The 13,413-nt window shown below is 64.2% G+C and carries 11 protein-coding genes; 9 read left to right on the forward strand and 2 right to left on the reverse strand.

Annotated elements, in window-relative coordinates; translation table 11 throughout:
• Positions 1 to 9 precede the first annotated feature (9 nt).
• The 8 genes from tolR (at position 10) to ftsH (ending at position 9,038) form a co-directional block, all read left to right on the forward strand.
• Entirely contained in the window at positions 10 to 462 is a 453-nt protein-coding gene (gene tolR / locus EN846_RS22070) for a protein TolR (RefSeq protein WP_126057875.1), read from the forward strand.
• Positions 463 to 469: 7 nt separating this feature from the next.
• Positions 470 to 1,627: a TonB family protein gene (locus EN846_RS22075; RefSeq protein ID WP_127393783.1), complete on the forward strand. Its 1,158-nt coding sequence runs from the start codon at positions 470 to 472 to the stop codon at positions 1,625 to 1,627.
• A gap of 39 nt (positions 1,628 to 1,666) precedes the next feature.
• Positions 1,667 to 2,971: a Tol-Pal system beta propeller repeat protein TolB gene (gene tolB, locus EN846_RS22080; protein ID WP_127283765.1), complete on the forward strand. Its 1,305-nt coding sequence runs from the start codon at positions 1,667 to 1,669 to the stop codon at positions 2,969 to 2,971.
• Positions 2,972 to 3,022: 51 nt separating this feature from the next.
• Positions 3,023 to 3,400 (forward strand): four helix bundle protein, encoded by a 378-nt coding sequence (locus EN846_RS22085; protein ID WP_127393193.1) that lies wholly within the window; start codon positions 3,023 to 3,025, stop codon positions 3,398 to 3,400.
• 232 nt (positions 3,401 to 3,632) lie between these two features.
• The gene (pal, locus tag EN846_RS22090) at positions 3,633 to 4,139 is read left to right on the forward strand and encodes a peptidoglycan-associated lipoprotein Pal (RefSeq protein WP_127283767.1); all 507 of its coding nucleotides are present in this window, start codon (positions 3,633 to 3,635) and stop codon (positions 4,137 to 4,139) included.
• 279 nt (positions 4,140 to 4,418) lie between these two features.
• Positions 4,419 to 5,522: a tol-pal system protein YbgF gene (gene ybgF, locus EN846_RS22095; RefSeq protein ID WP_127393192.1), complete on the forward strand. Its 1,104-nt coding sequence runs from the start codon at positions 4,419 to 4,421 to the stop codon at positions 5,520 to 5,522.
• A 55-nt stretch (positions 5,523 to 5,577) separates the two neighbouring features.
• Positions 5,578 to 6,978, forward strand: coding sequence for a tRNA lysidine(34) synthetase TilS (tilS, locus tag EN846_RS22100; RefSeq protein WP_127393191.1), 1,401 nt, complete (start codon positions 5,578 to 5,580; stop codon positions 6,976 to 6,978).
• A gap of 125 nt (positions 6,979 to 7,103) precedes the next feature.
• A complete protein-coding gene (ftsH, locus tag EN846_RS22105) occupies positions 7,104 to 9,038 on the forward strand; it encodes an ATP-dependent zinc metalloprotease FtsH (RefSeq protein WP_127311644.1) in 1,935 nt (644 codons plus the stop codon).
• 369 nt (positions 9,039 to 9,407) lie between these two features.
• Here ftsH and EN846_RS22110 read toward each other — a convergent pair whose 3' ends face one another.
• Positions 9,408 to 9,866 (reverse strand): hypothetical protein, encoded by a 459-nt coding sequence (locus EN846_RS22110; RefSeq protein WP_127312334.1) that lies wholly within the window; start codon positions 9,864 to 9,866, stop codon positions 9,408 to 9,410.
• A 600-nt stretch (positions 9,867 to 10,466) separates the two neighbouring features.
• On the reverse strand, positions 10,467 to 11,486 hold the full coding sequence (locus EN846_RS22120) for a hypothetical protein (RefSeq protein ID WP_135859419.1): 1,020 nt from the start codon (positions 11,484 to 11,486) through the stop codon (positions 10,467 to 10,469).
• Positions 11,487 to 11,856: 370 nt separating this feature from the next.
• On the opposite strand from EN846_RS22120, the gene glmM reads away from it, so the two are divergent.
• On the forward strand, positions 11,857 to 13,209 hold the full coding sequence (glmM, locus tag EN846_RS22125; RefSeq protein ID WP_127393485.1) for a phosphoglucosamine mutase: 1,353 nt from the start codon (positions 11,857 to 11,859) through the stop codon (positions 13,207 to 13,209).
• Positions 13,210 to 13,413 lie beyond the last annotated feature (204 nt).

Raw genomic sequence — 13,413 nt, forward strand, 5'->3', positions numbered from 1 at the left:
GGTACGATCATGGGTATGTCCGTAGGCATGGCGGGACGCGGCGGGCGCGGCCACAGGCGGCGCGGCCGCCATCACGGCCTGATGTCGGAAATCAACGTCACGCCGATGGTCGACGTGATGCTGGTGCTGCTGATCATCTTCATGGTCGCGGCGCCGCTCTTGACGGTCGGCGTGCCGATCGACCTGCCGGATACGCAGGCCAAGGCGATGAACGTCGACACCCAGCCGATCACCGTCTCGATCAACGCCTCCGGCCAGATCTATCTGCAGGAAACCGAAATCCCGATCGAGGAACTGGTGGCCAAGCTGCAGGCGATCTCCAAGACCGGCTATGACGAGCGCATCTTCATCCGTGGCGACAAGCTGACGGACTACGGCACCGCCATGAAGGTGATGGCCCGCATTTCGGCGGCCGGATACAAGAACATCGGTCTGGTTTCGCTGCAGGAACAGGATCAGTAGAAGCAAGATGAGGACGGGACTCACCACATCGGTGATCTTGCATACGGTAGTGTTGGCCTTCGGGCTGTTCACGCTGTCGTCGCCGCCTGCCATGCCCGCGTCCGATGTCGAGTCGGTGGCGGTCGACATCGTGCCGATGGAGGCCATCGCGCAGACGCTGCAAGGCGACAAGAAAGCGGTGATGCATGACAAGCCGGCGCCGACGCCGACCAAGCGCCCGGACATTGTTCCCGATGCGCAGAAGGTCGGTGAAAACAGCGTCGACACCGACAAGCCGATCACGGACGAGGCCAAGCCGAAGCCGGTCGACCTGACGTCGGCGCCGCCGCCGGCGCCGACGCCGACCGAAAAGCCGAAGCCCGAAGACGCGCCGAAGCCGAAGGAAGCGCCGAAGCCGACGCCGGCGACGGAAGTGGCGCCGGTGCCGCAGCCAAAGGAAGAGGTCAAGCCCGAGCCGGTCAAGCAGGTGGAACCGAAGCCGACGCCGGCCAAGGAGCCGACACCAGCGCCGCAGCCGGACAAGACCGCGGCCATCCAGCCGAAGGAAGAGGTCAAGCCGGACGCCGTCGCCGAGGCCATTGCCCAGGAGCCGCCGACCGAAGAGGCCAAGCTTCCGGACTCCGCGCCCGCGCCCGAGGCGCGGCCGAAGCCGCAGCCGGCCCAGGCCGAGAGCGCCAAGGCGCCGGACCGCAAGGACGCCGACAAGCCGGTCAAGGAAGCGTCGTCGAAGCCGAAGTCGGAAGACAAGCAGTTCAACGCCGACGAGATAACGGCGCTGCTCGACAAGCAGAAGCCTTCCGGTGGCGGCGCCAAGCGCTCGACACAGCAGGCCTCGCTGGGCGGCGAAAAGGATCAGGGCCAGAAACTCTCCAGGTCGGAACAAGGCGCGTTGGAAGATCAGCTCGGCCATTGCTGGACCCTTCCGGTCGGCCTCGAAGGTTCCGAGGATTTCACCGTGGTCGTTCGCTTCAACCTGAACGCCTCCGGTAAGTTGGAAGGCCGCCCGACTATCGAAAAGTCCAGCGGCAACCCCCAGTTCGACGCCAGTGCGGTTCGCGCCGTGCAGAAATGTGATGTCGCCGGGCTGCAGGTGCCCGCCGGCAAGCAGGACATATGGTCCGACGTCCGCGTCAACTTTGATCCGAGAGCGATGCTTGGCCTGTAGCCTGAGCGCCCAAAAAATCAGCAAGAGAAGCGAGAAGACATGAAAGCCATCCTCAAGCCGCTCCTGATGGTCGCCGCAATGGCGATGGGCATGATTTCTGTCGCCACCTTGCCTGCTCGTGCAACCCTCGAGCTCAACGTCAACAGAGGCAATGTCGAGCCGATGCCGATCGCCATCCCCGACTTTCAGGGAGAGCTTGGCGCGCAGATATCGGAGATCGTAACCGCCGATCTGAAACGGTCAGGACTGTTCGCGCCGATCGACAAGGCCGCTTTTGTCGAAAAGATCACCAACCCAGATGCGGCGCCGCGCTACGAGGACTGGAAGGTCATCAACGCGCAGGCGCTGGTGACCGGCAGCGTGAGCAAGGAGGCGGACGGCCGCATCCGCGCCCAGTACCGGCTGTGGGATATTTTTGGCAACACGCAGTTGGCCGGCGAGCAGTTTTTCGCCAACGACGCCAATCAGCGCCGTGTCGCTCATATCATCGCCGATGCGATCTATGAGAAGATTACCGGCGAAAAGGGCTATTTCGACACGCGCGTTGTCTTCATCGACGAATCCGGCGCCAAAAACGCGCGCAAGAAGCGGCTCGCCATCATGGACCAGGACGGCGCCAACGTGCGCTATCTCTCCGACGGCCGCTCGATCGTGCTGACGCCGCGCTTCTCACCGAACCGGCAGGAAATCACCTACATGTCCTATGAGAGCGGCCAGCCCAAGGTCTATCTCCTGCAGATCGAGACCGGGCAGCGCGAGCTGGTCGGCAACTTCCCCGGCATGACGTTCGCGCCGCGCTTCTCGCCCGACGGCCAGAAGGTGATCATGAGCCTGCTGCGCGACGACGGCAATTCCAACATCTTCGCCATGGATCTGAGGAGCCGCTCGACCACAAGGCTGACCAATTCCACCGCCATCGATACCTCGCCGTCCTATTCGCCCGACGGCAGCCAGGTGGTGTTCACCTCCGACCGTGGCGGGCGCGCGCAGATCTATGTGATGGGCGCCGACGGCTCCGGCCAGACCCGCATCTCCTTCGGCGACGGCGTCTATTCGACGCCGGTGTGGTCGCCGCGCGGCGACCTCATCGCCTTCACCAAGCAGACCGGCGGCGAGTTCCAGATCGGCGTCATGAAGACCGACGGCTCGGGCGAGCGCATCCTTTCCTCCGGCTTCCAGCAGGAGGGGCCGACCTGGGCGCCCAACGGCCGCGTGCTGATGTTCTTCCGCGACTCAGCCGGCGGCCCGAAGCTGGTTTCGGTCGACCTCACCGGCCGCAACGAGCAGTCGATCCCGACCTCGAACTTCGCGTCCGACCCGGCCTGGTCGCCGCTGCTGGAGTGAGGGGGAGGGAATTGGGGAATTGGGGAATTGGAGAATTGAAGAACTGAAGAAATGGAGAAGCGGGGAAGCTACGTTGGACGTGCAAGGGACCTGGAGGTCTATAAGCGGGCGTACGCAGTTTCTCTTGAAATTCACAAAGCCACGTTGGCGTTTCCGAGGATCGAGCAATACGCGCTAGCCGATCAGTTGCGTCGCTCGAGCAAGGCCATCTGCGCCAACTTGGCTGAGGGCTTTGCCAAGCAACCTCATTCCAAAGCGGAATTCGCTCGCTTCATTTCAATGGCTATGGGGTCGTGCAGCGAAGTCGAGACATGGATCTCCTACGCGTTCGACCTTGAGTACATCTCTAAGACACAGCTCGACGAGTGGCTACGGTCCTATAATCAGATCTACGGAATGCTGGTGAATCTCAGAGGGTCGCTGAAGTGACCTCTTTTCTCCAGTTCTTCAATTCTCCAGTTCCCCATTTCCCTCTTTTTTCATGTTTTGGCCGCATTTCCGCCTACGGTCCGCGCGCATTGTCGCCCTTGGTAGTGCGTGGGCGTACGGCCGCGGACGGCGGCCTAAAACCAAATATTAACCGTGTTTCTTGAATGCCGGTTAACCCAAACGTGGTTACTGGGTGATCAACGAAATCACTCGAATGCGAAGGAGAGGCGGCATGGGCCGTATCGCAGCACTTACCAGAAACCCGGCCATGATCGCGCTGGTGGCGGCACTCGCCATCACCGGTTGCGCCTCGAAGAAGACCCCGAACAGCGCGGCCGATCTCGGCCTCAATGGCGCAGGCGCCGCTACGCCGGGCTCGGCGCAGGACTTCACCGTCAACATCGGCGACCGCATCTTCTTCGACACCGACTCCTCGTCGATCCGCGCCGACGCGCAGACGACTCTTGGCCGCCAGGCGCAGTGGCTGAACCAGTACAAGCAGTATGCCATCGTCATCGAAGGCCATGCCGACGAGCGCGGCACGCGTGAGTACAATCTGGCGCTCGGCGCTCGCCGCGCCGCCGCCACCCGCGACTTCCTGGTCTCCAAGGGCGTTTCGGCCCAGCGCCTGAAGACGATCTCCTACGGCAAGGAGCGCCCGGTCGCCGTCTGCGACGACATCTCCTGCTGGTCGCAGAACCGCCGCGCCGTCACCACGCTCTCCGGCGCCGGCTCCTGACGCATGACCCCGAAAATCGGATTCGATTTTCGGAAAGGATCATGGGTCAATCCAAAAGTGCCACAGCGTCCTTTGCGCGTCTGACGACGCGCGGCGCTGTGGGCGGCAAAATTGCAACAGATCCATGCGAAAGGCGGCCATTTGGCCGCCTTTTTCATATCCAGCGCCCTGAAACAAAATTTGGCCGAAGTCTCGCGCCCTGCTATGAGCCGAGGGCGCTTGGTCCCACTCGGAATCGGAAGGGCGCAACGGGCTATCAATTTCACGGCGAGAGACATAATGCACTTCAGAACGGTCCTCAGCGGCACGCTTGCGCTGCTGCTCCTATCCAGCATCGCCGCCCCGGCAGCCGGCACCGGGCAGCCTGCCGATAGCGGTTTTTCCTTCCACCTGCCGACCCTTGGCATCTTTGGCGAGAAGAAGAAGCCGGAGCAGCAGCAGGTCGCGCAGCAGGATGGCGCCAGCGCCACCGGCCTGGAAGACCAGCTCAGGCAGATGAACGGCAAGATCGAGGAACTCAATTTCCAGATCCTGCAGATGCAGGAGCAGATCCGCAAGCAGCAGGAAGACAACGAATTCCGCTTCCAGCAGCTCGAGGGCGGCACGCAAGGCGGGCAGCAGCCGGCCAGCCAGAAGAAGTCGGACGCCACGCCGGCTCCCAACAGCGATGGCAATACCGAAAGCGGCACCGACAACAGCGTCGCCGAGGCTCCGGCCAAGCAGGCGCCGGCCGATGCCGGCAATCAGTCGGACGGCGGCCAGAGCGTCGGCGAGGTCATCGTCGAGTCGCAGACCGGCGACCCCGGCAAGGTGATCACCGGCGCGCCGCCGAAGACGTTCGGCACCATCACCGTCGACAAGAACGGCAATGTGGTCAACGCTGACGGCAACACCCAGGCCAGCGCCCCTGCCGAGACCGCACCGGCTGCCCCCGCGCCGGCAACCGACGCCAAGGCTGGCAAGTCCGGCGGCACGGTGGTCGCGGCACTGCCTTCCACCAACGATCCGGACGAGCTTTACCGCAACTCCTACCAGTTCATCCTGTCGGGCGACTATGGCACGGCCGAGCAAGGTTTCCGCGATCACATCAGCCGCTTCCCGAAGGATACAAAGGCGGCGGACGCTCATTACTGGCTGGGTGAGTCGCTGCTCGGGCAGCAGAAATATCGCGACGCGGCCGAGGTCTTCCTCGCCGCCAGCAAGGACTACCCGAAGGCCAAGAAGGCGCCCGACATGCTCCTGAAGCTCGGTGTGTCGCTGGTCGGGCTGAAGCAGAACGACGTGGCGTGCGCCACTTTCGGCGAGATCGGCAAGCGCTACCCCGATATCTCCAGCGCGCTCAAGGAGCGGGTCAAGCAGGAACGGGCGCTCGCGGCGTGCTAGCTCCTTTGCATGTCGTCGTCCCAAAGCCGGGACCTGTTTCGGACGACATGCGGTGATGCTCGACGCCGAGCCTGACCTTTCGGAACGGCTTTTTTCTGATATCGATTTTTCTGACGGCGCCGTTGTAGCCGTGTCCGGCGGCAGCGACTCGACCGCCCTTCTCATCCTCCTCAAGACCCATCTCGACCGCGTCGCGCCTGCGACCAGGCTGCTGGCGGTGACAATCGACCACGATCTGCGGCAAGGCTCGGCGGCGGAAGCGCGCGAAGTGGCCAGGCTTTGCGCCGAGCGCGGCATCGCGCACCGCACCCTCGTCTGGTCGGGCAAGAAGCCGTCGTCCGGCCTGCCCGCCGCTGCGCGCGAGGCGCGCTACCGGCTGCTGGCCGAGGCGGCGCAAGCGGAAGGCATTGGCCTCATCCTCACCGGCCACACCGCCGACGACCAGGCCGAAACGGTGCTCATGCGGCAAGCGCGTGAACAAGGGGGCCGTGAAGAGGCGCGACGTGAAAAGGAGATCGACGACGAGGGCGGGCGCGGCGTTGCCGGAATGGCGCCGGCTACGCTCCACGACTGGCAACGCTGGATCGTCAGGCCGCTGCTTGGCACGCGGCGCGCGGCGCTGCGCGAAGTGCTGCGCCGCCGCAACATCGCCTGGGCCGAGGACCCGACCAATCTCGATCGGCATTTCGAGCGGCCGCGCGTCAGGGCCACACTTGCCGGCGACGACGGCGCGCGGCGGTTCGCGGAGGCGATGGCGTCGGCCGGGCAGGCCGCCGCCAGCCGTGAAGAGCTTGGCCGGCGCGCCGCCCTGCTGATCCGCGATCTTGCCAGCATGGCGGCCCAGGGCCTCGTTCGCCTCGATCCGGCCTTCGCCGCGCTCGGCGACGTTGCGAGTGCTGTCTATGCCTTGCGCATTCTGCTCGCGACGATCGGCGGCGTTTCCTTCCTGCCGGACGCGGCCCGCAGCCAGGCGCTGTTCGATCGACTTCGGGCCGGATCGCTTTGCGCCACATTGTCGCGGACGGTGCTCGATGCACGGCGTTCCGGCATCTTCCTGCGCCGGGAGTCGCGCGGTTTGCCAGAGCTGGCGCCGGCCGCCAGCGAGGGCCTCTGGGATGGTCGGCGGCGGATCACATTGGCCGACAGGGAAAGCCGATTGTTGATCGCGCCGCTGGGCACGGCGGCCGCGGCAAAGCGGACCGTCGCCGAGGACGGCACGCCGCCGAGCCTTGCACGTGCAGCCCTTGCCGCCGAGCCCGCGCTGTGGCTCGGGGCGGAATGCCTCGGCTTTCCAGGCGAGGCTGGGGTGCCGCCGCAGGTCGGGATCGCTCCCGTCGTGGCGCCGTTCGCGCGCTTCCTGCCGTCCTTCGATCTTGCGCCCGCCGCCGCCGTGGCCCGGCTGATCGGCGCGCCGCCGCTCCCGGCCTTGCCTTTCCACGGCCACAGTGCCGGCTGATGGTTGGGCGAAAGCTTAACCCACACGTGCTGTTATGCTTGGCAAGGGGAGGCGCTCTCCCTATGTTAGGCCCAAGCTTCCTCAGATCATGCGTGTCCGTCCGCGGACGCCCAACGGGACAATAGATGAATCCGAATTATCGCAACCTCGCGCTCTGGGCGATCATAGCGGTCCTGCTCATCGCCCTGTTCAACCTGTTCCAGACGCCGCAGACGCGCGGCGCCTCGAGCGAGGTCGCCTATTCGCAGTTCCTGCAGGATGTCGCGGCTGGACGGGTCAAGACGGTGACCATCGCCGGCGCCCGTATTTCCGGCACCTACACCGACAGTTCGACCGGCTTCCAGACCTATTCGCCCGGCGATCCGTCGCTGGTGTCGCGGTTGCAGGACAAGAACGTCACCATCAACGCCCGGCCTGAATCCGACGGTTCCAACTCGCTGTTCGGCTACCTGATCTCGTGGCTGCCGATGATCCTGATCCTCGGCGTCTGGATATTCTTCATGCGCCAGATGCAGTCCGGCTCCGGACGCGCCATGGGCTTCGGCAAGTCGAAGGCCAAGCTTCTGACCGAGGCGCATGGCCGCGTCACCTTCCAGGACGTCGCCGGCGTCGACGAGGCCAAGGAAGACCTGGAAGAGATCGTCGAGTTCCTGCGCGACCCGCAGAAGTTCCAGCGCCTCGGCGGCAAGATCCCGCGCGGCGTTCTGCTCGTCGGCCCTCCCGGCACCGGCAAGACGCTGCTTGCCCGCTCGGTCGCCGGCGAGGCCAACGTGCCGTTCTTCACCATCTCCGGCTCGGACTTCGTCGAGATGTTCGTCGGCGTCGGCGCATCCCGCGTCCGCGACATGTTCGACCAGGCCAAGAAGAACGCGCCTTGCATCATCTTCATCGACGAAATCGACGCTGTCGGCCGCCATCGCGGCGCAGGGCTGGGCGGCGGCAATGACGAGCGCGAGCAGACGCTGAACCAGTTGCTGGTCGAGATGGACGGCTTCGAGTCCAACGAAAGCATCATCCTGATCGCCGCCACCAACCGGCCCGACGTGCTCGACCCGGCGCTGCTGAGGCCCGGCCGCTTCGACCGCCAGGTGGTGGTGCCGAACCCCGACATCGTCGGCCGCGAGAAGATCCTCAAGGTGCATGTGCGCAACGTGCCGCTGGCGCCCAATGTCGACCTCAAGGTGATCGCGCGGGGCACGCCCGGCTTCTCCGGCGCCGACCTGATGAACCTCGTCAACGAATCCGCCCTGATGGCGGCGCGGCGCAACAAGCGCCTCGTCACCATGGCCGAATTCGAGGACGCCAAGGACAAGATCATGATGGGCGCGGAGCGCCGCTCGTCGGCGATGACGCAGGCCGAGAAGGAGCTGACCGCCTATCACGAGGCCGGCCATGCCATCCTGGCGCTCAACGTGCCGACGGCCGACCCGCTGCACAAGGCGACGATCATCCCGCGCGGCCGCGCGCTGGGCATGGTCATGCAGCTGCCGGAAGGCGATCGCTATTCGATGAGCTACAAGTACATGGTCTCGCGCCTCGCCATCATGATGGGCGGCCGTGTCGCCGAGGAGTTCAAGTTCGGCAAGGAGAACATCACCTCCGGCGCCTCCTCCGACATCGAGCAGGCGACCAAGCTGGCGCGCGCCATGGTCACGCGCTGGGGCTTCTCCGACAAGCTCGGCCATGTCGCCTATGGCGACAACCAGGAAGAGGTCTTCCTCGGCCATTCAGTGGCGCGCACGCAGAACATCTCGGAAGAGACGGCGCAGATCATCGACGCCGAGGTGCGCCGGCTGATCGACGACGCCTATTCGACGGCCAAGGCCATCCTGACCAAGAAGAAGAAGGAATGGATCGCGCTGGCGCAAGGGCTGCTCGAATACGAGACGCTGACCGGCGAAGAGATCAAGCAACTGATCGCCGGCCACAAGCCGGCCCGCGACCTCGGCGACGATACGCCGCCCAGCCGCGGCTCGGCCGTGCCGAAGGCCGGCACCGGCGGCCGCCGCAAGAAGGGCCCGGAGCCCGAAGGCGGCATGGAGCCGCAGCCGCAGGGCTAGAGCAATTCCAGGAAAAGTGTGTAACGGTTTTCCGTCCGGAATTGCGTCGAAACAAATAGTTAGCGCGGTTCGGCGATTCCATGAAACGCTGAACCGCTCTAGTCGAGATCAGAGCGCTTTGCCGTTTCAGGGAACGCAGAAGCGCTCTATTCTTTGGTTTCGGCTTCGCACGACGCGTTGTGAATCAGGAGACGCGCCGGATGTACATTGGAGCGTCATCCTCGGGCCTGTCCCGAGGACCAGCAACGCAACCGGGTTGGCGGTTTCCAACTCCGTCGCCCAGATGTCGCACGACAGCAGATCCTCGGGACAGGCCCGAGGATGACGGCCTGGCGGCTGTGGAATCGCTTTATCCGCCGTATCCGTTTTTTATGATTCAGCTTTCAGCCGCGCATTGCACAGGCTGTAATAGCCGCCGCCCTTCTGGATCCAACGAAGGCCGTTCAACGTACCTGCCTCCTTGTTGCCGTGGTACCCCTGCAGGCAGGTCTTCATCCGCGCCTTCGCGGGCTTTTCGGTCTTGAACTCGGCGGCCAGCGTGGTCGGGAATGTCACGCCCGCCGGCGCTACGGTGGGCGCGACCGCCGCGCTGGTTTCCTTTTTCGGCTGCGGCTCGGTTTTGACCGTATCCGTGCTGACACTCTCCGCAACGGGCATCGCACATTTCTCCTTGCGGAAGGCGGCCCAGTCCATGCCGTTCAGAGTGCCGCCTTCCTTGGCTGCGCGATAGGTCTCTCCGCATTCCTTCATCGTCAGTGCGCTTGCAGGGGCGACGCCCCACGCAACCAATGCCGTCACAGCCAATACCGCCAATTTCAAACTAGACATAAGACCCTCCGGGTTGCTAACGAGATCGATGTCTTTTTGTATACTGTTTGTTCTGTATATGTTCAATCGGAATTTTGCGAGCGACTATAAAGCTGGCGGTGGAAGTGTGGGCGGGTTGACGATGCCGATCGCTCCCGCGAGATGCAGATGCCAGCAAGGCCGGCACCGGCGGGCGCCGCAAGAAAGGCGGCATGCGGCCCCAGCCGCAGGGGTGAGGATGAGCGAATACCTACCAAAAGCGCCGCGGCTGGTCGGTGGCGTTTTTGCTTTTGACCCGCTCTCTTTTCATAAGTCGGCGCTGCCCCTCATCGCCCTGCCGGGCACTTCTCCCCGTATAGTGACGGGGAGAAGGGGCTGGCCGCAACCTCGTCGCCTTTCCTGAAACGTTAGCGATTGGCGAGACCGGCGATGAGAGCGCCCCTCTCCCCGTCACTATACGGGGAGAGGATGCCGGCAGGCAGGTGAGGGGCAGCGCCAACGCCTGAGGAATATCCGCTGGCCAGCTCAAATGCGCCGTACTCGCTCAAATACCCCCAACAAAGAAAAAGGCCCGCGAACCTTACGGTTCGCGGGCCTTCGTCAGCCGTAAACGAAGCGAAATCAGCTCTTCAGCTTGGCATTGCAGAGGCTGTAGAAGCCGCCGCCCTTCTGGATCCACCTGAGCCCATTCAGCGTGTTGGCGTCCTTGTTGGCGTAGTAGAGCTCGAGGCAGGTGTGCATGCGGCCCTTGCCCGGCGTCTCGCTGGCATACTTCTTGGAGATCGCCGTCGGGAACTTCACGCCCTTGGGAGCGGCAACGGTGGGCTTCTCGGGCTCGCTGGTGTAGGTCGCCTCGGTCGGAGCCGGCACCGTGTCGTCGTCGTCCGCGGCAGCGCCGCACTCTGCCTTGCGGAAGTCGTTCCACTTCATGCCGTTCAGCTTGTTGGCGGTCTTGGCCGCCTGATACTTGGCGCTGCAATCGGCCATGCTGAGGCCCTTGCCGCCTTCAGCGGCGGCGGCTTTGGTGGTTGCCTTGGCGGGTTCCGCCGCGGCGGTGGCGCCGGGGCCGCATTCGGCCTTGCGGAAGTCGTTCCACTTCATGCCGTTCAGCGTGCCGGCGGCCTTGGCGGCCTGGTATTTGGCGCTGCATTCCTTGGCGGTCAGGCCCTTGGCGGGTTCTTCGGTCGCGGCCGCCGCCTTGGTCGTCTTGGCGGGCTTGGCGTCGGCAGCAGCGGCGGTGGCACCGGCGCCGCACTCGGTCTTGCGGAAGTCGTTCCACTTCATGCCGTTCAACGTGCCGGCGGCCTTGGCGGCCTGGTATTTGGTGCTGCATTCCTTGGCGGTCAGGCCCTTGGCCGCGTTGTCGTCGGTGGCAGCGGCGGCCTTGGTGTCGGTCTTGGCCGCATCGCTCGCCTTCGCCGTCTTCTTGGCGGCTTTGGTCTCGGCGGTCGTTGCCGCCGCGTCGGTGCCGCATTCAGCCTTGCGGAACTGGTTCCATGTCTGGCCGTTAAGTGTTCCGGCGTCCTTGGCCGCGTTATACTTGGTGCTACACTCGGCCATGGTCAGCGCATTGGCCGGCGCCGCCAGGAACAGGGTTGCGACGGCTAATCCCGTCAAGGTTGCAAGTCGGTGGATGAGCATGGCGTTTTCTCCGTTGCTGCCGCCCATAGGTTGTCCCTTTGCGAAACCAATAGCCCTCAACGCCCGCCCGCGCCAGATGCCAGCGGCGCGGACACCCTCACAAACTGTGTTGCTCCCGATAAGGTGATGGAATCCTTGCGCTCAGATGCCCTCGAGCAAGGTCTGGCGGGCGATTCCGGACCCCATGGAGCTGCAACGCCTGGTCGTTCCCGCAAGAAGGACCGCCATGATAGACTGTCGAATCGCTTGCACGGCCCGCAACAATGATTTTCTAAGGAATGGTAATATATAATCACGAAATGTGATGTTCGGGTGCGGCTCAATTGTGGCAATACGAGCGGCTGAAAAACCGACGGGGATCAGGGAACGCATGGCAGGGCAGTATTTCGGCACCGACGGTATTCGCGGACGCGCCAACAAGTTTCCGATGACGGCGGAAGTCGCCATGAGGGTCGGCATGGCCGCCGGCCTTTCGTTCCAGCGCGGCAGCCATCGCCACCGTGTCGTGCTCGGCAAGGACACCCGGCTTTCCGGCTATATGATCGAAAACGCCATGGTCTCGGGCCTGTGCGCCGCCGGCATGGACGTGTTCCTGCTCGGTCCCATCCCGACGCCGGCCGTCGCCATGCTGGTGCGCTCGCTGCGCGCCGATATTGGGGTGATGATCTCGGCCTCGCACAACCCCTACTACGACAATGGCATCAAGCTGTTCGGCCCTGACGGCTACAAGCTCTCCGACGAGATCGAGGAGCGCATCGAGGGCATGCTGGACAAGGACATCGATCTGGCGCTTGCCGATTCCGACGGGCTGGGCCGCGCCAAGCGCGTCGACGGCGTGCATGACCGCTATATCGAATTCGCCAAGCGCACGCTGCCGCGCTCGATGTCGCTGTCGGGCCTGAGGATCGTCGTCGACTGCGCCAACGGCGCCGCCTACAAGGTGGCGCCCGAGGCGCTGTGGGAACTCGGCGCCGAGGTCGTGGCCATCAATGTCGAGCCCAATGGCTTCAACATCAACAAGGAATGCGGCTCGACCCATCCGGCCGGCCTGCAGAAGAAGGTGCATGAGGTGCGCGCCGATATCGGCATCGCGCTCGACGGCGACGCCGACCGGGTGGTGATCGTCGATGAGAACGGCACCATCGTCGACGGCGACCAGATCATGGCGCTGATCGCAGAGTCCTGGCACCAGAGCGGGCGGCTGGCCGGCGGCGGCGTCGTTTCGACGGTGATGTCCAATCTCGGCCTGGAACGCTTCCTCGGCGACATGAAGCTGCAGCTGCACCGCACCAAGGTCGGCGACCGCTATGTCGTCGAGCACATGCGCGCGCATGGGCTGAATGTCGGCGGCGAGCAGTCGGGCCACATCGTGCTCTCCGATTTCTCGACCACCGGCGACGGGCTGGTCTCGGCGCTGCAGGTGCTGGCCTGCATCAAGCGGCAGAACCGGCCGGTCAGCGAGCTGTCGAAGAAGTTCGAGCCGGTGCCGCAGCTTCTGAAGAATGTCCGCATCGCCGGCGGCAAGCCGCTCGAGGAAGCGCCGGTCAAGGCGGCGATCGAGGAGGCGCGCAACCGGCTTGGCAAGGCCGGGCGCCTGGTCATCCGCCCCTCCGGCACCGAGCCGCTGATCCGCGTCATGGCCGAGGGCGACGACCCGCAGCTGGTCGAGGCTGTCGTGAACGATCTCGTCGGCATCATTTCGGAAACCCGCAGCGCCGCCTGATCCGAGCGCGCACGGCCGCCGAATTCGCGAAGCCCGCCATCCGGCGGGCTTTTTTGCGCAATCGCCTCGGCAAGGCCGGGCCGGCCGGGCGAGCAGTTCGCTCTAAAATTGTATAGATTCGTAGTTAATCGGTACGGTTAAACGGCTTTTAACCTTTGCAATTCATTATCCACACCCGAGGTCAATCGCATTCGGGCGGATTCG

This window comes from Mesorhizobium sp. M4B.F.Ca.ET.203.01.1.1 (assembly GCF_004791025.1).
Lineage (GTDB): Bacteria > Pseudomonadota > Alphaproteobacteria > Rhizobiales > Rhizobiaceae > Mesorhizobium > Mesorhizobium abyssinicae.

Coding starts and splice junctions, on each gene's coding strand:
- EN846_RS22075 (WP_127393783.1), top strand. CDS start 470: ATGAGGACGGGACTCACCACATCGGTGATCTTGCATACGGTAGTGTTG.
- ybgF (WP_127393192.1), top strand. CDS start 4,419: ATGCACTTCAGAACGGTCCTCAGCGGCACGCTTGCGCTGCTGCTCCTA.
- EN846_RS22085 (WP_127393193.1), top strand. CDS start 3,023: ATGGAGAAGCGGGGAAGCTACGTTGGACGTGCAAGGGACCTGGAGGTC.
- ftsH (WP_127311644.1), top strand. CDS start 7,104: ATGAATCCGAATTATCGCAACCTCGCGCTCTGGGCGATCATAGCGGTC.
- EN846_RS22120 (WP_135859419.1), bottom strand. CDS start 11,486: ATGCTCATCCACCGACTTGCAACCTTGACGGGATTAGCCGTCGCAACC.
- tilS (WP_127393191.1), top strand. CDS start 5,578: ATGCTCGACGCCGAGCCTGACCTTTCGGAACGGCTTTTTTCTGATATC.
- EN846_RS22110 (WP_127312334.1), bottom strand. CDS start 9,866: ATGTCTAGTTTGAAATTGGCGGTATTGGCTGTGACGGCATTGGTTGCG.
- tolR (WP_126057875.1), top strand. CDS start 10: ATGGGTATGTCCGTAGGCATGGCGGGACGCGGCGGGCGCGGCCACAGG.
- glmM (WP_127393485.1), top strand. CDS start 11,857: ATGGCAGGGCAGTATTTCGGCACCGACGGTATTCGCGGACGCGCCAAC.
- pal (WP_127283767.1), top strand. CDS start 3,633: ATGGGCCGTATCGCAGCACTTACCAGAAACCCGGCCATGATCGCGCTG.
- tolB (WP_127283765.1), top strand. CDS start 1,667: ATGAAAGCCATCCTCAAGCCGCTCCTGATGGTCGCCGCAATGGCGATG.